The organism is Paenibacillus sp. 2TAF8 (assembly GCF_052114825.1).
GTDB lineage: Bacteria > Bacillota > Bacilli > Paenibacillales > Paenibacillaceae > Paenibacillus.
The window spans coordinates 259,448-277,842 of the sequence record NZ_JBFRFN010000001.1 but is presented as its reverse complement, the minus strand read 5'-3'; the positions used below and the strand labels follow the sequence as shown (position 1 = coordinate 277,842).

16 protein-coding genes are annotated in these 18,395 nt (G+C 45.8%); 9 read left to right on the top strand and 7 right to left on the bottom strand.

The genetic code is table 11. The features are described 5' to 3' along the window. Positions 1-205: 205 nt before the first annotated feature. Together leuD and leuC are read right to left on the bottom strand one after the other, a co-directional pair. The gene (gene leuD, locus AB4Z30_RS01395; protein WP_441922529.1) at positions 206-808 is read right to left on the bottom strand and encodes a 3-isopropylmalate dehydratase small subunit; all 603 of its coding nucleotides are present in this window, start codon (positions 806-808) and stop codon (positions 206-208) included. A gap of 31 nt (positions 809-839) precedes the next feature. Then, positions 840-2,261 (bottom strand): 3-isopropylmalate dehydratase large subunit, encoded by a 1,422-nt coding sequence (leuC, locus tag AB4Z30_RS01390; RefSeq protein WP_441922847.1) that lies wholly within the window; start codon positions 2,259-2,261, stop codon positions 840-842. A 369-nt stretch (positions 2,262-2,630) separates the two neighbouring features. Here leuC and AB4Z30_RS01385 point away from each other — a divergent pair, with 369 nt between their 5' ends. After that, on the top strand, positions 2,631-3,551 hold the full coding sequence (locus AB4Z30_RS01385) for a LysR family transcriptional regulator (RefSeq protein ID WP_441922527.1): 921 nt from the start codon (positions 2,631-2,633) through the stop codon (positions 3,549-3,551). Between the two features lie 389 nt (positions 3,552-3,940). Here AB4Z30_RS01385 and AB4Z30_RS01380 read toward each other — a convergent pair whose 3' ends face one another. Beyond that, positions 3,941-4,123, bottom strand: a complete 183-nt coding sequence (locus tag AB4Z30_RS01380) for a hypothetical protein (protein WP_090917106.1) — start codon at positions 4,121-4,123, stop codon at positions 3,941-3,943. 89 nt (positions 4,124-4,212) lie between these two features. Beyond that, positions 4,213-5,031 (bottom strand): carbon-nitrogen family hydrolase, encoded by an 819-nt coding sequence (locus AB4Z30_RS01375; RefSeq protein WP_441922525.1) that lies wholly within the window; start codon positions 5,029-5,031, stop codon positions 4,213-4,215. Positions 5,032-5,438: 407 nt separating this feature from the next. On the opposite strand from AB4Z30_RS01375, the gene AB4Z30_RS01370 reads away from it, so the two are divergent. Further along, complete coding sequence (locus AB4Z30_RS01370; RefSeq protein ID WP_441922523.1) at positions 5,439-5,777, top strand: hypothetical protein; 339 nt, start codon at positions 5,439-5,441, stop codon at positions 5,775-5,777. A 286-nt stretch (positions 5,778-6,063) separates the two neighbouring features. Here the strand turns inward: AB4Z30_RS01370 and AB4Z30_RS01365 are convergent, their stop codons facing one another. Both AB4Z30_RS01365 and AB4Z30_RS01360 read right to left on the bottom strand, forming a co-directional pair. Continuing rightward, positions 6,064-7,689 (bottom strand): ABC transporter substrate-binding protein, encoded by a 1,626-nt coding sequence (locus AB4Z30_RS01365; RefSeq protein WP_441922521.1) that lies wholly within the window; start codon positions 7,687-7,689, stop codon positions 6,064-6,066. Positions 7,690-7,940: 251 nt separating this feature from the next. After that, positions 7,941-8,981 (bottom strand): ABC transporter substrate-binding protein, encoded by a 1,041-nt coding sequence (locus AB4Z30_RS01360; RefSeq protein ID WP_441922519.1) that lies wholly within the window; start codon positions 8,979-8,981, stop codon positions 7,941-7,943. A 243-nt stretch (positions 8,982-9,224) separates the two neighbouring features. Between AB4Z30_RS01360 and AB4Z30_RS01355 the strand changes: the two genes are divergently transcribed. From AB4Z30_RS01355 to AB4Z30_RS01325, 7 genes are all read left to right on the top strand, one after another. Beyond that, positions 9,225-10,433, top strand: coding sequence for a pyridoxal phosphate-dependent aminotransferase (locus AB4Z30_RS01355; protein ID WP_441922517.1), 1,209 nt, complete (start codon positions 9,225-9,227; stop codon positions 10,431-10,433). 372 nt (positions 10,434-10,805) lie between these two features. After that, a complete protein-coding gene (gene proB, locus AB4Z30_RS01350; protein WP_441922515.1) occupies positions 10,806-11,909 on the top strand; it encodes a glutamate 5-kinase in 1,104 nt (367 codons plus the stop codon). A gap of 285 nt (positions 11,910-12,194) precedes the next feature. Beyond that, positions 12,195-13,442: a glutamate-5-semialdehyde dehydrogenase gene (locus AB4Z30_RS01345; protein WP_441922513.1), complete on the top strand. Its 1,248-nt coding sequence runs from the start codon at positions 12,195-12,197 to the stop codon at positions 13,440-13,442. Between the two features lie 37 nt (positions 13,443-13,479). Next, entirely contained in the window at positions 13,480-14,346 is an 867-nt protein-coding gene (gene proC / locus AB4Z30_RS01340) for a pyrroline-5-carboxylate reductase (protein ID WP_441922511.1), read from the top strand. Further along, positions 14,339-15,562: a 2,3-diketo-5-methylthiopentyl-1-phosphate enolase gene (locus AB4Z30_RS01335; protein WP_441922509.1), complete on the top strand. Its 1,224-nt coding sequence runs from the start codon at positions 14,339-14,341 to the stop codon at positions 15,560-15,562. The genes proC and AB4Z30_RS01335 overlap by 8 nt, the downstream gene beginning before the upstream one ends. Then, positions 15,559-16,236 (top strand): 2-hydroxy-3-keto-5-methylthiopentenyl-1-phosphate phosphatase, encoded by a 678-nt coding sequence (locus tag AB4Z30_RS01330; protein ID WP_441922507.1) that lies wholly within the window; start codon positions 15,559-15,561, stop codon positions 16,234-16,236. Before AB4Z30_RS01335 ends, AB4Z30_RS01330 begins: the two co-directional genes overlap by 4 nt. A 2-nt stretch (positions 16,237-16,238) precedes the next feature. Then, positions 16,239-16,892: a methylthioribulose 1-phosphate dehydratase gene (locus AB4Z30_RS01325; protein WP_441922505.1), complete on the top strand. Its 654-nt coding sequence runs from the start codon at positions 16,239-16,241 to the stop codon at positions 16,890-16,892. Positions 16,893-17,036: 144 nt separating this feature from the next. Here the strand turns inward: AB4Z30_RS01325 and AB4Z30_RS01320 are convergent, their stop codons facing one another. After that, positions 17,037-18,362, bottom strand: coding sequence for a multi-tm2 domain protein (locus AB4Z30_RS01320; RefSeq protein WP_441922503.1), 1,326 nt, complete (start codon positions 18,360-18,362; stop codon positions 17,037-17,039). Between the last annotated feature and the right edge of the window lie 33 nt (positions 18,363-18,395).

Sequence of the window (18,395 nt, the reverse complement as noted above, 5' to 3'; positions counted from 1 at the left end):
TTATATAGATTTGTGTCCTGATTCGACACCTCTATTACGTTATGTACCCTTCCATAATCTACTATCCAGTCTATCAGATTTTGTCTAGTGATCCGGTTACAACGTTGTCATATTTAGTCGGAAAAAAAGGATAAAAAAAGCCTCCATTTGGAGAAGGAACGTGAACATTCCTTTTCTAAATGGAGGCTCTGCGTTGAATCATTTTTTAGCCAAAAAGTTTAGCCCCATGACGCTCTTCATAAGCGGTGATCGCATCATCGTGCTGTAGAGTCAGACCGATATCATCCAGTCCTTGCAACAGAAACTGACGGCGGTGTTCATCCAGATCAAAATCGATATGCAATCCGTGTGCATCCGTAATCGTTTTGTTTTCCAGATTTACATTCATCTCATAGTTCTCATGGTTTGCTGTACGTTGGAACAAATCTTCCACCTGTTCTTCGGACAGTTTTATCGGCAAAATACCGTTTTTGAAACAGTTATTATAGAAGATATCCGCAAAAGACGGTGCAATGACACAACGGAATCCGTAGTCCATGATCGCCCATGGCGCATGCTCACGTGAAGATCCACAGCCAAAGTTAGCACGGGAAATCAGAATGGATGCCCCTTCATAACGCGGTTTGTTCATCTCGAAGGAAGGATTGTTGTTCCCCTCTTCATCAAAACGCCATTCATAGAACAAAAACTGTCCAAATCCGGTGCGTTCAATCCGTTTCAAAAATTGTTTCGGGATAATTGCGTCTGTATCTACATTGACCCGGTCTACCGGTGCCACGATGCCTTGCAGTGTTTGAAATGCTTCCATATGTTCCGTTCTCCCTTCTGGCGATTACCGCTTAGATCGCTGCTTCTGTTTTGAAATTCCAGTCACGTACGTCTACAAAATGACCTTTCACCGCTGCCGCTGCCGCCATTGCTGGTGACACCAGATGCGTACGTCCTCCTCGTCCTTGACGTCCTTCAAAGTTACGGTTGGAAGTAGATGCACAACGTTGTCCCGGCTTCAGTACGTCCGGATTCATCGCAAGGCACATACTGCATCCTGCGTCACGCCATTCAAAACCAGCTTCAGTGAAAATTTTATCCAAACCTTCTTCTTCCGCCTGGATTTTAACACGTCCGGAGCCTGGTACAACAATAGCAGTTACATTGCTGGAAACGCTATGTCCTTTGGCAACTTTTGCCGCTGCACGCAGATCTTCAATCCGTCCATTCGTACAAGAACCGATAAATACATAATCAATCGGAATCTCTGCAATCGGTGTTCCAGGTGCAAGTCCCATATATTCAAGCGCTTTTTCAGCCGCTTTACGCTCATTTTCTGTAGGCAGTTCCGCCGGTACAGGAACTTTAGAAGAAATATCCGTTCCCATGCCCGGGCTAGTACCCCAAGTTACTTGTGGGATCAGGGATTCCACATCGATTTCAACGACGCGATCAAACTCGGCACCTTCATCGGTCACAAGCTCTTTCCACGCTGCAACAGCTTCATCAAACTTCGCATCTGCAGGCACGTACTCGCGTCCACGCAGATATTCAAACGTCGTTTCATCCGGTGCGATCATACCCGCTCTTGCTCCACCTTCGATAGACATGTTACATACAGTCATACGCTCTTCCATGCTCAGTTCACGGATCGATTCACCCGTGTACTCGATAACATAACCTGTAGCAAAATCAGTGCCATATTTGGCAATGACCGCAAGGATCATATCTTTAGCCGTTACACCCGGGTTACGTTTGCCGACAAAACGAACTTCCATTGTTTTGGCTTTTGCTTGCTGTAAACATTGTGTTGCCATAACGTGTTCCACTTCACTTGTTCCGATACCAAATGCCAGTGCACCAAATGCCCCGTGCGTGGATGTGTGGCTGTCGCCGCATACAATCGTTTTACCTGGATGAGTCAAGCCCAGCTCAGGTCCCATAACGTGAACTACACCTTGGTCAATGGTGTCCAGATCGTATAACTTCACGCCGAAATCGCGGCAGTTCTGGGACAATGTATCAATTTGTTGTTTGGAGATCGGATCTGTAATGTTGAAACGATCCTTCGTTGGCACGTTGTGATCCATCGTTGCGAATGTCAGTTCTGGACGGCGAACTTTACGACCGCTCAGACGAAGTCCTTCAAATGCTTGTGGAGATGTTACTTCATGCACCAGGTGCAAGTCGATATACAGGATGCTTGGTTTTCCTTCTTCCTGATGAATTACGTGGTTTTCCCAAATTTTCTCAAACATCGTTTTTTTACTCATCATTTTCACCTCATCATAAGTTCGGTCCTTGGAAGAGCCTCGTGCTTGTTCGTGTAAAAGTGAAGCTCTTGAATGACCTAAATATATCACCCCGTCCTTCATTGTTCCAAGATATAATATCTATAGCTGTAATAGGTTTAACCTATAGTAGGAGAAACAACAATAAACCACTGCGGTACACAGCGGTTTGTATTGATAATAATTATCATTATCATATATAACTAATACTACTTGTATGTCTTGCCTCTGTCAATATTTTAATTTTACTTGTTGAAGTCTAGTCATCGCCATCTTTCCCTGTGCTGAATAACGAATCTTTCTGTTTTAGTGATATAATTACGACATCGATGAAAGGAATGACATCTCATTATGGAATTCAGACAACTTCAATATACACTGCAGATTGCAGCGGAACGCAACTTCTCAAGAGCCGCGGAAAAACTGCACATTGCCCAACCTTCACTGAGCCAACAGCTGTCCAAACTTGAGAAAGAACTTGGCGTATTGCTTTTTCAGCGAAATACCAGCACAGTTGAACTGACGCACGCGGGGGTTACTTTTGTTGAGCAGGCCCAAAAGATTGTTGATGCCGTTGAACTGTTGCGTCAGGAAATGTCGGACATCTCACAGCTTCGCAAAGGCAAGGTTGTGGTGGGCAGTATGCCAATTACCGGTTCTCACCTCCTGCCACATGTGCTCCCGGCCTTTCAACAAGCCTACCCCGACATTGAAGTCACATTGCTGGAAGACTCCGGGCTTGCACTCGAAAAATTAACAGCCAGCGGCAAGGCTGACCTTAGTCTTCTATCTCTGCCTTTGCAGGAGTCCAGCTTGTCTTATGTTACGATTGGCGAGGAGCGCATCGATCTGGCCGTACCGCCAAACCACCCTTTGGCTCATCGGGGAACTCCCGGCCATCTGCAGCCTGTTCGAATCGATGAGCTTCGGGAAGAACCTTTTGTTGTATTAAAAAAAGGACAGGGCTTCCGCAAGCTGACGTTTGATCTCTGCGAACAGGCCGGTTTTGACCCAAAGGTGGTATTCGAGAGCACTAACATTGAAACATTGCAATCGCTGGTGGCAACAGGCATGGGCATCACTCTGGTTCCCCGTTTTATCGCCCGTGCACCCCGCAGTGAGTTCGTGCCTGTATATGTCCCACTTGCTGATCCAACGCCAAGCCGTACGCTTGTTGTCGCTTACCGTCAAGGGAGAGTACTATCCCAGGCAGCCGAAGCTTTTATACAGACGTTTCAACAAACCGTTGCGGAGCTTTCCAAGACCGATTAAACCGATATCGCCAACAGGTTCGTGGATTCAGGTTCTGTCTTTAACACTCACTAGCCGTACGAGAACACTCATAGGCACATACCAAAAAAGCTGTCCAGATCGCCTAACGATTACAGGACAGCTTTAACTATTTACAGGCCAGCCAAAATGGCTGACCTGTAATACAATGTAGCATCTTTTGTTACAGTACCATGTTGCTTGTTAATTCATAGGATTGTGGCAAGTTAAAAATCGTTATTCACGCATTAACCATCATTTTACTGTCATGCTGCTTAAAACATTTGTTTCGTCTTATTACATACAAAATCATAGCCTTTATTTAGCATATCTCACATCGTCATTATAATAAGGTTCATCTCAGTTGCTCTTCGCAATCAAAATTCTATCCTTTACCTTCGCAGATTACGATCACTTGTCAGCCTGTTCTGTTGATCCATGGCACGGCCTTCTTCCTGCGAATTCTCAGGGGGTGACAAGCCTCCTGTCCCATTCTCTAAGAATGCTCTTAAGTGATCTACCCTTCTGTTGCCTTGTTCCAGTCTCCTGAGCGTATCTTTCACATGGTTGTCCATTGATTGATCATCCTCCTTGGTGACGGGATAGTTAATATTACCCGCCTCCTGGAGCGCTAAACAGCATATGCCATTTATTTAGAGAAAAACTACTTCCCGCTAAAATAAATGCTTGGTCTGCGATCCTCAAACACCGGGATACGTCCGCGGACTTCATCAACCAAGGCAGGGCGGATCACTCCAGATACGAATTCTTCTCCTTCTCCACCCTCAGCTACAATCTCGCCCCACGGATCGATGATCATGGAGTGCCCAAAAAATTCAGTATCTTCCCCTTTGCCGACGCGGTTACATGCAATAACATACATCTGGTTCTCTATAGCCCGAGCAGTCAATAATGTGCGCCAGTGATGCAGACGCGGATTAGGCCATTCGGCAGGCACAATTAATGCACGTGCGCCATTCAAAGCGAGGGTTCGAGCTAATTCTGGAAACCGAATATCATAACAGATCGATGCCCCGGCAGTCAGACCGTTGCCGAGTTCGAACATTTCAGGCTGTGCACCCGGCTCCAAGTATTTTTCTTCATCCATCAGACGAAACAAATGAAGTTTATCATAACGTGATACTTCTGTGCCTTCCTCATTATAAGCATACATCGTATTGTAGATCTGTCCGTCACGCTTCTCCGCAATAGAACCGCCGACAATCGAAATACGATGTTTTTTCGCAAAAGCAGACAGCCATTTTCTTGACGTCTGTCCTTCCGGGTCAGCAAGTTCATGAATTTGCGGTAAAGCATATCCGGTATTCCACATTTCGGGAAGTACAGCCAGCTTTGCATCCGGATATTGCTCTACTGCACGTTCGAGTAGCCTCTGCATATGTTGATGGTTGGCTTCCGGATCTCCCAGTTTAATATCCCCTTGAATCAAAACAACCCGCATTTCCCCTTGTTGTTCAGTCATGACCCAACACTCCTCCGAACTGTAATACTTGATATCATAGCTTGATCCTTAGAAAATTCGCAACCGTATTACCTCAAATGACTACCTAACAGGATTGGGCGCACGATAAATGCGACCACCTCGTTACGGCATAATCTCTATGTGGCTAATACTCATTTTGACTTTGAGCATTTACATATCGTGCTTCAATCCCTTCACTCCTTAGACTCATATATATTTTGATCATAAGCTCAGGAAAGAAAAACATTGACATTGAGTGGTTCTTAATCGACGATCTTTGGATTCTAATTTAATTAAAAATTTATAAATATTTTTAAATAAAATGTTATATAATCCTTTTATTTACAAATATATGTTATTGCTCTATACTAAACTTGTAACCAAATAATAGAAAAGGAGCACTTATTATGAAAAAGAAACTGTTAATCGGATTGTTAACTGTTGCTGCATGTTTTTCGGTTGGATCAACGTCATTTGCTTCAGACATCTCTACAACGAGTCAAGCTGCATCCTCTCCTTCACCAGTGATACAACCCTATCAGGATTTTGGAGCAGTTATTAATTTAGAAGTCGGTCATCGCACTTGGGCTACTGGTTATTCATTTCAGATCATCACTACCGATGGTAGCGTTATCATTGAGCCGTATAACGATTACGCGTTTTATGCTCTCAGACCAGGGGTTACGGTTATAAGAGCTGATTTTGGTAATGGAAATTGGATGTATTATTCAGTGGTCGTAAAATAACTCAATACGCACTAATCAAAAAGATTTGTCAAGTGTACTAGGTTAGCTAAGTTTTCTTTTCGCTTTTTCTAACCAACACGAATAAACCTCCACCGCTATGAGGTTTTGGTTAAATATGGATTATGCTTGGTAGGGCTTGCCCTTCTTCAAGATGGCATTAATGTGATGCAAGAGTTGTTTGCGCAACCGATCACAACCACCTTGTAGGGTTTGCCCTCTTTTCTTTTTTCTCGTATGTGAATGAATTCTTGCATGTGTACTTTTCTTTTACGTATACCGCACCGTATTACCTCAAATGATTACCTAACAGTTCAGGTAACCTCTCCAGCAACTGGTTACATGTCTGTGCATCACCTGAATTCCAGGCCAGTTCCTCCAAAGGATACACACGTCCCTGTTCTACAGCCGTAAGAGCTCTCCACTCTGGACTTTGTATCAGATTCTCTGTCGCCTGTCGTGCAACTGGCTCTTGAGGTAGCATGAGGAACAGATGATCTCCAGCATATTCTTGAATAGCATCAGCCGAAATCTCTTTGTATGCTCTGCCTGCTGCAAGAGCTTCCTGCACTTTATGAACAGGCCTAAAACCAAACGGGTGATATAATAATGGCGCAAGTCCGATATTTCCCATCACAAACAAGCGGGCTCCCCGATGGTATGTGAGTACTGAAGCTGTTTCACCCAGATGAATCATTTTGCCAATCTTCTCCCACATCTGCAATGTACGTTCTTCATACGAACTTAGCCATCGCTCAGCTTGATTTTGTCTGCCCAACCAGTTCCCCGCTCTGGTCAAACGTTCATGAAGAGACGCATGCGAGTTATAAGCTAGCGTAGGTGCAATGCGCGATAATTGCTCATATAGATACTCATCTTCACCGTCTATGATGATCAGATCCGGCTTCAAACGCGCTGTCTTTTCAATATCAATCGGAGTCATAGCGTCATGCTCTTCGTTCACAATTAAATGGACACCTAAAGCTCGTAAATCACCAGCAGTATCTCCATAATAGATCACTCGCTCTGGATTAGCGGGAATACGTACATCGTGTCCTAACCAATCCTGAACCAAGGTCTGCTGTTGAATAGATCTGTCATACTGGCGAGGAGATAGTCCGGTAATCTGGCGAAAACGTCTGCTAAAATAAAATTCATCTTTGAATCCGACACGACTCGCAATATCACGTAAAGGCTCATCTGTCTTGCGTAACCACTCTTTGGCATGCTGAATTCGAACATGATTGATGTAATCGAGCGGTTTCTGACCGGTACGTTGCTTGAACATTGTTGTGTATAGTTTAGGACGAACACCAGCCATATTCGCAAGCTTATGGACCGTGATTTCATCTCTGTAACACTCTTCAATATACTGAATAGTACGAGTTAACTCGGACTCCGAATTTGTATCAGTACCTTTTGAGGTATAACGAGTTATGATCCGTTCCATCCATAGCTGAAACCGCACATTCAGATGGCAATATTCCGCATCATTTTTATAATTCCGGGACGCAAACAATTCGGCTAACTCACCGCTCACAGACTCATATGCAGCATCATTGAATTGAGCGCGTTGCTGGAATAAAGGCTGTGAATACCACTTGAGATGACCGGACAAAACCTGAAAAGCATCATATGCCATAACCGTATAAGTCAAATGGTTTGAATTTCTATGTTCCAGCTGATATGCCTCACCCGGGGAAATCGGATAAATACAACCCGCAGTAAAAGGCCAGTACTCCTGGCCGATGTACAAGTGCCCTTCTCCTTCTTCACAGATTAAAAATGTATGTTTATCACACTGTACCTCCAGCATGATTTGATTGGGTGGTTCTATTCGTTGCTCCAGGCGATGCATCCGAAACATGAATGCCGAAAAAAATAACTTATCTTGATTCACATCCAACGTTTTCATGTTAATTTATCTCCTAGCGCACTGAGAATTATTATCATTCATAACTTAATGGACTCATTATAGCCTAGTACTAATCTTATATCTAGATCATTTTGTAATGAGCTCCTTAGAGATATTTAGTATCAAAAAAAGCGCTCAACCAAGTTGATCGCTTTTGGGAATCTAATTTTATTTGAACCTTCCAATTGAGTTCTTGAACGTTTGATATTTCATTTGGTTGTGATTAGATTGTGAGTTTCCCTTGAACTTCATCATTGAATCATCTGCTCAGGCAGTTCTTTCAACAACCATTCTCTGGACATCGCATCACCCGAGGCTTTGACTATATCAAAATGATATACCTTACCAGCTTTAACTGCGGGCAGGTTTTTCCATACAGGACTGTCCATTAATTCCTCGCTGGACAGCCTCGCATCTTCCGTTACAGGTTCAAGGATAAATATTCGATCCCCTGCAATTTCTGTCATTTTTTCCGGGGAAATCTCTGCAAATCCCATTCCCTCATCTACTAACTTCTGGATTTCTGGTGTTGGTTTCATCCCATCCTTGCCATATAACAACTGAGGTAACCCGGCTCCAGCCATCACAAAAAGACGATTCCCCGGATACATTGTAAACACCGATGCTGTCTCTCCTTCTTTTAGGCCATGATCACGAAGCTTTTTCCACATTTGCTCTGTTGCGGTTTGATACGCAGTAATCCAGTCCTCTGCCTCCTGTTTTTTGTTTAACAGATCGCCTAACGTTCGCATGCGATCCTCCAATGTTGCAAAAGAATCAAAGGTTACTGTAGGTGCGATTTTTGAGATCTGATCATACTGTGCCTCATCACTATTCGAAAAAATAATCAGATCCGGATTCAGTCCAACTGCCCTCTCTACGCTAAACGGAAATCCTACATCTTCCGAATCCGCTACCTGGTCGTCAAACACCATGCCTTCCTGCCGAAGTATGCCCACCGGGATAACGCCCAGTGCGACCAGATCCCCGGTAACTTCTCCATGATAGATTACACGTTGAGGAGTAACAGGCACGGTCACGGTATGACCTGTCCAATCCTTGAACTGTCTTGTCTGTCCCACGTTATCCTCATCCGCAGAAGTTTGTTTTCCGGTTTCTGTGTCTTCGCTTGCCTGATTCACCGATACATTACCTGGATTCTCTGAAGCTGGTGCAGATGTCGATGCCTCGTTTGAACATGCGAATAAAAGTACAGACAACGCTGTGACTGTCAATAAAAAGGCCGTATTTCGGAATTTGTTTTGAAACTTGTTTTGGTACTTGCTTTGCATCTCTATTTCTCCCCCTGTTTGATGTGCTCTCAAATTCGAATACAAATGATATTGATTATCATTATCGTAAAATATCTTAACTCATGGATTTTCTGATCTCAATGGATAAACTTGAAATCTGCTTTTCCCTTTTGTACAAAAATGTTCTTCCTTACTTCCATCTCCCTCTATACAGCTCGGGATTGACGTGATAAATTAATGAGAACGTTTTGCCATAAATGAACATCCGGAGTGATATATAAGATGACGAATTCAGAACATAGACCTTCTTCTTCAGCCTTTCCAATCCCGTCTGCCAAAGTCATGTCACAGCTGCCAACGCAATTTTTTGCAACCCTTGTTCAAAATGTGAACCGTGAGATTGCAAGCGGCCATGATGTCATCAATCTGGGGCAAGGTAATCCTGATACCCCTACACCGCCGCATATTATTCAATCCTTGCAGCAATCAGCTGAAAATCCGCTTTATCATAAATATTCTCCGTTTCGCGGGTATGCCTTCCTGAAGGAAGCCGTTGCCAAGCGCTACAAAGAAGATTACAACGTTGATCTTGATCCCGAGACCGAGGTCGCTATTCTTTTTGGAGGCAAAACCGGACTGGTTCAATTACCTCAAGTATTATTGAATCCAGGGGATGTATGTCTGGTTCCCGATCCAGGGTATCCTGACTATTGGTCAGGCGTCGCTCTCGCGCAGGCGCGTATGAGCTTCATGCCTCTATTGAAATCCAATGCATTTCTACCCGACTACGAAGCAATCTCTGCTGATGATCGGCAAAAGGCCAAGCTTATGTTCCTGAACTATCCCAACAACCCCACCTCGGCCACGGCTCCACTTTCCTTTTACGAGGATACTGTTGAATTTGCGATTCAGAATCAGATTGTCGTTGCTAGTGATTTTGCTTATGGCGCGATTGGATATGACGGTCGTCGTCCTGTCAGCTTCTTGCAAGCTCCAGGAGCCAAAGAGGTAGGCATTGAGTTCTATACTCTCTCCAAAACGTATAATATGGCGGGATGGCGTGTCGGATTTGCGCTGGGGAATGCGGAGATCATCTCCCAAATCAATCTGCTGCAGGATCATATCTATGTCAGCCTGTTTGGTGGTATCCAAGCTGCCGCAGCGGAAGCTCTGACGGGCCCGCAGGACTGTGTCACTTCGCTAGTTGCGCGATATGAATCTCGTCGTGATGCATTTTACGAGGCGCTTTCCACAATCGGTTGGCGAGCGGCCAAGCCTCAAGGTTCATTTTTTGGATGGTTGCCTGTTCCGGAGGGGTATACCTCTTCTGCTTTGACAGACATTCTGCTGAGAGAAGCGAAGGTTGCTGTCGCGCCAGGTATCGGTTTTGGCTCCCATGGGGAAGGTTATGTACGTATAGGTCTTCTGAGTGATGAACAACGCTTGCGTGAAGCTGCAGAGCGAATTGGCAAGCTTCATCTTTTCAAGTAAGTTTAAAGCGGGGTACATGGCTACAATCCCTTTGCATATGCCAACTTTCCATGGTATGTTATAAGAAATAGTGAACGAAACGTGATGACGGGACCAGTAAGAGAGAATTAGCTGCGCACAGAGAGTAAATTCCATCTGGCTGCAAGAATTTACCACAGCTTCTCTCCGAAACCTACCCCTGAGCGGCCTGTTGTGTACAGGACAGTGCCTTCTGTTACAGGGCATGAAGCCGGATGATCTGATCATCAATAAAGGTGGTACCGCGGAAGTAACGAACTTTCGTCCTTTTTAACCAAAGGGCGAGAGTTTTTTTTGTACCTATAACAGGCTGCTTCGCAATCACTGATTAATTATGTTTAAGGAAGTGAAATCATGACTTCACGTATTGTCGTAAAAATTGGAAGCAGCTCATTAACCACCGAAGAAGGCGGTCTGGATCGCCAGGCAATCTCCTTTTTTGCAGATGAAATTGCTTCTCTTGCGGCACAGGGCCACGAAGTTTTGCTCGTTACCTCTGGTGCAGTTGCTGCCGGATTTCGAGAGATCGGGTACCCTCAGCGTCCCAAATTGTTACATGAGAAACAAGCAGCTGCCGCTGTTGGGCAGGCTTTGCTGATGCAGGCATATCAACAGGCTTTTGCGGCGCACCGCGTTACTACAGCGCAAATTTTACTCACTCGTACTGACTTCCACAGTCGGAAACGCATGGGAAATGCTGGTATGACCGTAGAGGAACTGCTGAAGCAGCGTGTCATTCCGATTTTCAACGAAAATGATACCGTATCTGTAGACGAATTAAAATTTGGTGATAACGACCTATTGTCTGCGCTCGTTGCCAACCTGGTCAAGGCACAACATCTCATCATTGTTACAGATACCAATGGACTGTACACCGCAGATCCACGTAAAGACCCTGCCGCGAAACGATACGACCGTATTCCTGAAATTACAGCCGAGATATACGCATATGCTGGTGGCTCAGGATCAGCTGTCGGTACAGGCGGTATGCGTTCCAAGGTTGACGCAGCCAAAGTCGCCACACGCGGAGGGGTTCCTGTTTTTGTAGGCAGTGTTAAAGAGCCTGGAGATATGCATCTAGCGGTTGATGGAACCGGCAAAGGAACTTATTTTGAGACCAAACTGGCTTCCCTGTCTCGCAAAAAACAGTGGCTTGGCTTCATGTCCACTCCGCTTGGGACTGTCGTTGTTGATCATGGTGCTGAAGAGGCACTCGTTCACGGCGGGCACAGTCTGCTTCCTGTAGGCGTGAAACGTGTTCTGGGAACATTTCATGCCGGCGATGTTGTCGAAGTGCTTGGTCCTGATGAATCGTTACTCGGACGTGGGATCGTTAATTACGATGATGATCAGCTTCGTCAGATCGCGGGACTGCCAAGCGGCGAGGTCATGAAACAGCTGAACAGCATCCATAGACTTGAAGTCATTCATCGAGATGAATGGATTACCTTGAAATAATAGTTGAACTAAGTCATATTTCAGCTATCTTTGTTGGAATAAAAATATATAAGTGGACTTTTTCCACACAACAACGAAGAGGACAGAAAAAACCTGAAAAAGCGGAGCTGAAAGCTTTCTGAAAGAAAGCTACTTCGTAAGCATAGACTTATCACCGGATTTCCCCTTCAAAAAGAAATTGAAAAATCTGGGGATAACAGCGATTGGAAGGTTATTCTGTCATCGGAGTCTATGTGTGAACAATCTTAGTTCCAACTATATATTTAACTAGAGGAGGAATTTAAGATGAGTGAGGTTCGAGAAAAAGCAAGCAAGGCCAAATCTGTCGTCACTGAACTGAATCGCCTGACCACGGATCAGAAAAATACTGCACTGCGCGTTATGGCTGATGCCTTGATCGCATCGTCTGATGTCATCATTTCCGCCAACATAGAAGATATCGATCGCGGCAGAGAACAAGGTACTCCTGAATCCATGCTGGATCGTCTGGCACTGAATAAAGAGCGCATCACAGGCATCGCTGAAGGCTTACGTCAGATCGCGGAATTACCCGATCCTGTGGGCGAAGTGCTTGAAAATTTTACACGTCCGAATGGCCTGCACATCGAAAAATCAAGAGTTCCGATTGGCCTGATCGGCATTATTTATGAAGCTCGTCCTAACGTGACGGTTGACGCTGCAGGCCTATGTCTCAAAACAGGCAATGCTGTACTTCTGCGCGGCGGCTCTTCTGCTCTCTCCTCCAATCGAAAAATAGTTGAAGTATTGCATCAAGCACTGGCAACAACGGCCATGCCTGCCGATGCACTTCAGTTGGTAGAAGATGCAGACCGTGCTTCCGTTGACGAAATGCTCAAGCTGAACGGACTGCTGGATGTCATCATCCCACGCGGTGGTGCTTCACTCATCCGTACTGTTGTTGCGAATGCAACCGTACCTGTCATTGAGACGGGTGCTGGCATCTGTCATACCTATGTGGATGAATCAGCGGATGAAGTGATGGCGACTGACATTGCCATCAATGCCAAAGCACAGCGTCCATCGGTATGTAACTCCATGGAAACCCTGCTGCTGCATGCAAATTATGCAGAAGAACATTTACCTTCTCTGGCAGAGCGTTTCCGCGAAGCAAGTGTCGTTCTGAAAGGCTGTGAGACAGTTCGTCGCCTTGTTCCGACAGCGCTTGAAGCCACAGAGGAGGATTACGCAACAGAATATAACGATTATATTTTGAACATCCGCGTAGTCGAAAATTTGGATGAAGCACTGCAGCATATTGCACACTATGGAACCAAACACTCCGAATGTATCGTAACTCGCGATATTGCCCATGCGGAACGCTTCATGCAAGAAGTCGATGCGGCGGCTGTCTATCACAATGCTTCCACTCGTTTCACCGACGGATTCGAATTCGGATACGGTGCCGAGATTGGAATCAGTACACAGAAGCTGCATGCACGGGGTCCAATGGGGCTGCCCGCACTGACGTCCAGCAAATACCGGATTACAGGCAATGGTCAGATTCGTCAATAATTTTTGAGCAACCAGTTATATAGGAGGAACGATATACATGAGCCAAGAGCAACAGACACTATTACAACAAAAGATTACTTTCCACGGAGCAGGTGCGATGGCTGAGGCCATTGTACGTGGGCTCATTTCCCGTCTTGTCGTTCGTCCTCAGGATATTACGATGCTGAATCGAAGCAACTTGAAACGTCAGGAAGAACTGAGCACTCGTTATGCCGTGCATACAGGAACAGCCTCAGAATCGCTTGATCTTCTTGCCTCCTCACCGGTTATCGTGCTGTGTATGAAGCCGAAAGATGCCGCGGCTGCGCTGCGTCAACTGGGCCCCCTGTTGTCTCCAAAACAACTAATCGTATCCGTTATAGCTGGACTATCGATTCGTACGATGCAGAGCCTGCTTGGCCGCAAACAACCGATTGCAAGAACGATGCCTAACACCTCCAGCACGATCGGACTTGGTGCAACCGGACTTGCTTTCTCTGCGGAGATTACCGATGAACAGCGTAGTACAGTGATGACCCTCTTCGAAGCCGTAGGGATCGTAACCATCGTGCCAGAAGACAAACTCGAAGTTCTCACTGGAATTTCGGGCAGTGGACCTGCTTACGTATACTATCTTATGGAGGCTATGATTGCAGCGGGAATCCGAGGCGGCTTGTCTAGTCAGCAGTCCCGTGACCTTACTGTTCAGACTGTGCTGGGCGCAGCACGGATGGTACAGCAGACAGGCATGGAACCAATGAAGCTGCGCAGTGATGTCACCTCACCTGGAGGCGCAACGCAAGCAGCCCTGAAAACGCTGGATGAAGGAGACTTCTTTGAAAATGTCATTGCAGCCGTAGGTCGCTGTGCAGAGCGTTCACGTGAGATGGGAGCTGCGCTGGAAGGAGATTTAAAACATGAATAATATGTGTACTGCCACATATCGTCTGCATGATGATCATGCTGATTTTCACAAAAAGGCCCAATCCATTGCCATCGGAATGACCGTCGGCAGCTGGACCGAGTTACCTCAGGCACGGCGTGAGGCCATGCAAAAACATCTTGGTGAAGTGATCAAGGTCGAGGTTCATGAAGCGGAAGGATTAGCAGCCGGAGAGCGCTATGCAGATATCACCATTGGATATCCGGATATCAACTTTAGTCAAGATATCCCTGCTTTGCTTGTCACCGTATTCGGTAAAATTTCGATGGACGGGCGCATCAAACTGAACCATCTCGGATTTTCAGATGGATTCCTGCGCGCTTTCCCAGGACCGAAATTTGGACTGAACGGTGTGCGGGATCTGCTCGGAGTTCATGATCGTCCTTTACTGATGAGTATTTTCAAATCCGTTATTGGACTTAACGCGGAAGAACTGCGGGAACAGTTTATACGTCAGGCTCTTGGCGGCGTTGATTTGATCAAAGATGACGAAATCTTGTTTGAGAACAAACTAACACCGATTGAAAAAAGAGTGGAAGTCTGCATGAAGGCTGCCGAACAGGCTCGCCAGGAAACAGGCAAAAAACTTCTGTACGCCACCAATTTGACGGGACCTACCTCCCGTCTCAAACAGCAGGCTGAACGTGCCATCGGCGCAGGAGCCAATGCTCTGCTTTTCAATGTGTTGTCCTACGGTTATGATGTGCTGCACGAACTAAGTAGTGATCCTGACATCAATGTGCCCATCATGGCTCACCCTGCACTTGCCGGAGCCTTGTATCCATCACCGCATTACGGTATTTCCGCTTCCGTGGTATTGGGACAGCTGATGCGTCTGGCCGGTGCTGACCTTGTGCTCTTCCCTTCACCTTACGGCTCGGTTACAATGCCAAAGGAAGAAAATATGGCGATCACCGAGCAATTGCTAACACCCGATTTACCTGTAAGAACAAGTATGCCGGTGCCTTCTGCAGGTATTCATCCGGGACTTGTTCCGATGATTCTGAGAGACTTTGGCAAGGACGTGATTGTCAATGCCGGGGGCGGGATACACGGACACCCGATGGGAACTGAAGCAGGTGGACGTGCGTTCCTGCAAGCCATTGAAGCCGCTGGGCGCTCCATTCCACTGGCCGAGTATGCTGCCGATCATCCAGAGCTGAAAAGTGCACTGGATCTGTGGGGTGGAGAACGATGAGATCAGATAAGAAAACAGCGATTTTCTGTGATTTTGATGGAACCATTACTCTCTCAGACAACATTGTCGCTATAATGAAACACTTCAAACCAGAAGGCATTGATGCCATCATGAAAGATACCATCGAACAAAAAGTATCTCTGCGCGAAGGAGTTGGAGCCATGTTTGCTCTCCTGCCCTCCTCGCAAAAAGACGAAATTGTCGAATTTGTCCTTGGACAAGCAGGCATCCGCGAAGGATTCAAAGCGTTTCTGGATTATGTTCGCAGCGAAGGCATCGAATTTAATGTGACCAGCGGTGGCATGGACTTTTTCATCGAGCCGTTACTCGCTCCCTTCGACATCCCGCAGGATCATGTATACTGCAACGGTGCTGATTTCTCTGGTGAATATATTCGTATTGAATGGCCTCATCCATGTCAGCCTCCTTGCAACAACGGCTGCGGGATGTGTAAAACGACCGTGATCCGCACGTTTCCGGAGGACCAGTACAACCGGATTCTAATCGGAGACAGCCTGACGGACTTCGAAGGAGCTAAAATTGCTGATCTGGTCTACTCCCGCTCCATTCTAACGGATAAATGTGTAGAACTTGGTGTAGATCATGTGCCGTTTACTACCTTTTATGACATCATCGAAGATATGAAACAGAAGCAATTACAAGGAGTGCTGTAGACATGGGTTTTGAAAAGATTACACTGGAACGTAAACGTCAGGTTCTCGAAGAACTGGCGGATGTCAAAGCTTTATTCGCAAGCCGGAACTGGTTTCCCGGAACAAGCGGCAACCTGTCGATGCGGGTGGGGGAATTTGACCCGGAACAATTTTATTTCGCAGTAACGGCCTCAGGTAAAGATAAGTCCTTGCGCACGCCGGAAGATTTTCTTTTTGTTGATAAGCAAGGCAAAGCAATCGAAGCGACTACGTTGAAGCCAAGCGCCGAAACGCTGATTCACTGCGAAATTTATCGTTTGACGGGTTGCGGCGCAGTGTTCCATGTGCATACCGTGTTTAACAACTTGATCAGTGAATTTTTTGGTGAGGAAGGTCATGTACCGATTCAGGGCATTGAATTGATCAAAGCCTTTAACATTTGGGAAGAAAATGCAGCCATTCGTGTGCCGGTTCTGCCAAACTTCGCACATATTCCTTCCATCGCCGAGTTGGTACCGGGTGTACTAGATGCGAGCGTTCCAGGAATTCTGCTGCGTAACCACGGGATCTATGTGTGGGGTAAAGATGCTTTTGAAGCGAAACGCCATCTGGAAGCCTTTGAATTTTTGTTCGAAGTGATGTACCGACAGCTCTTGCTGAAAGGCGCACAAAAATAATAGTCCGGTTATGACAGGTCAACACAGATCACTAAGCTTATACATTCGTTTATACTAATACAATAATTAGACATGAAAAAACACACCAACGGCTTTGGATCAGCCCTGGTGTGTTTTGCTTTAATACGCTTACTTGTAAAATGTTCATCGTTTATCCCGATCCTTGAACAAAAAGAGACTTTCCAATTCCTCATCCTTCGTGCGATCCGTACTGGAAATCCCTGCTACAGCATTAGACTCACGCTGTTTTCCAAGTAACAATTTCACCCCACCGAAGATGAGTAAAAATGAAACAATAACCGTATTTAAATACGAACGAATCTCATATGTCAGGAACACATTCGGGAACATCTCGTTTAGTTGCGGGATAATCAGGCGAATCGTTAAATAATACAAACCGAGAGCCGCGATCCCGAATCCAATGAATCGTTGATACCGTACCCAGTCTTTGAAGATCGGCTGATCGCTAAGCTGTTCACGTCCATACCGACTGGAGCACTGAAGTCCGTCGAAGAAGCTGTAGAACCAGATCAGCGGAATCATAAACAGAAATACGGACAGGCGGAGCAAATCCAGAATGTAGATGCTACCAAGGAATAGAAACATCAACTGCAGGCCTCTTTTTTGCAATCCGAGATACATATGTCCTGCTCCCGGAAAAGCGGAAAGCAGTGTAGCCAGCACTTTGCTGCGTTTCCCCATAATTCGGCCTGTCTCCAGCTCTTCAAATAACGTTCGATCCTGCAGCACTTCACCAGCCTGTTTGCGATGTACATGCTGAACCGCATCAAACATACAATATACCCAGATCACGGGTAGAATGAGCAGAAACATCAAAAATATAGATTCGTTCGTGATGGCTGATACAAAAACCATCATGGCAAATGAACCAAAAAATGCGATCAGGAAGGACAATCCGCGGTGAAGCAATCCGAGATGCAGATGCCCAAGACCAGGAACAAACGAAAGCAGAATCGTGAAAAAACGTTCCCCTTCACTTCCCTTTTGGTACATGGGCTGAGGCCCAGTATAAGCTGTTCCACCGGCATATCCAGCATATTCATGACTCTCAGCACCCTGATGATGAATGTCATCCTCACTTCTCGGTCCCATTGATTCTTGCTGTCTAACATAACCCTCGGGATAAGCAGAACCTTGAGGATGTGCGGGAGGATTGCCATAGTACATGCCTTGTCCGTTGTAATACGTTTCTCTAACTGGAGGTGCGGAAAGTAGCACAATGATCATGTCAAGCATACTGAGACACCAGACAAAGAGCACACCTACTAGTCCGAGGATTAGTACATCCTTGGCACCTGTTAAATAGGCCAGTATGATAAAGCCAATGCCTGTTCCGAAGAATAATAACGGGTAAACTACAGCCCGAACCGTTCGTCGCCAATATAGGAATCCAAGCCCGGGAAACAGGTTTAATAAAAATGCAAGTAGTTTATTACGATCTGAATGCACAGTCGTCATCCTTTCTATTCAGGCCATTTGAGA

Bases quoted from the DNA above. Each gene is read 5' to 3' on its own strand.
- leuD (WP_441922529.1), bottom strand. From the start codon at position 808: ATGGAAGCATTTCAAACACTGCAAGGCATCGTGGCACCGGTAGACCGG.
- leuC (WP_441922847.1), bottom strand. From the start codon at position 2,261: ATGAGTAAAAAAACGATGTTTGAGAAAATTTGGGAAAACCACGTAATT.
- AB4Z30_RS01385 (WP_441922527.1), top strand. From the start codon at position 2,631: ATGGAATTCAGACAACTTCAATATACACTGCAGATTGCAGCGGAACGC.
- AB4Z30_RS01380 (WP_090917106.1), bottom strand. From the start codon at position 4,123: ATGGACAACCATGTGAAAGATACGCTCAGGAGACTGGAACAAGGCAAC.
- AB4Z30_RS01375 (WP_441922525.1), bottom strand. From the start codon at position 5,031: ATGACTGAACAACAAGGGGAAATGCGGGTTGTTTTGATTCAAGGGGAT.
- AB4Z30_RS01370 (WP_441922523.1), top strand. From the start codon at position 5,439: ATGAAAAAGAAACTGTTAATCGGATTGTTAACTGTTGCTGCATGTTTT.
- AB4Z30_RS01365 (WP_441922521.1), bottom strand. From the start codon at position 7,689: ATGAAAACGTTGGATGTGAATCAAGATAAGTTATTTTTTTCGGCATTC.
- AB4Z30_RS01360 (WP_441922519.1), bottom strand. From the start codon at position 8,981: ATGCAAAGCAAGTACCAAAACAAGTTTCAAAACAAATTCCGAAATACG.
- AB4Z30_RS01355 (WP_441922517.1), top strand. From the start codon at position 9,225: ATGACGAATTCAGAACATAGACCTTCTTCTTCAGCCTTTCCAATCCCG.
- proB (WP_441922515.1), top strand. From the start codon at position 10,806: ATGACTTCACGTATTGTCGTAAAAATTGGAAGCAGCTCATTAACCACC.
- AB4Z30_RS01345 (WP_441922513.1), top strand. From the start codon at position 12,195: ATGAGTGAGGTTCGAGAAAAAGCAAGCAAGGCCAAATCTGTCGTCACT.
- proC (WP_441922511.1), top strand. From the start codon at position 13,480: ATGAGCCAAGAGCAACAGACACTATTACAACAAAAGATTACTTTCCAC.
- AB4Z30_RS01335 (WP_441922509.1), top strand. From the start codon at position 14,339: ATGAATAATATGTGTACTGCCACATATCGTCTGCATGATGATCATGCT.
- AB4Z30_RS01330 (WP_441922507.1), top strand. From the start codon at position 15,559: ATGAGATCAGATAAGAAAACAGCGATTTTCTGTGATTTTGATGGAACC.
- AB4Z30_RS01325 (WP_441922505.1), top strand. From the start codon at position 16,239: ATGGGTTTTGAAAAGATTACACTGGAACGTAAACGTCAGGTTCTCGAA.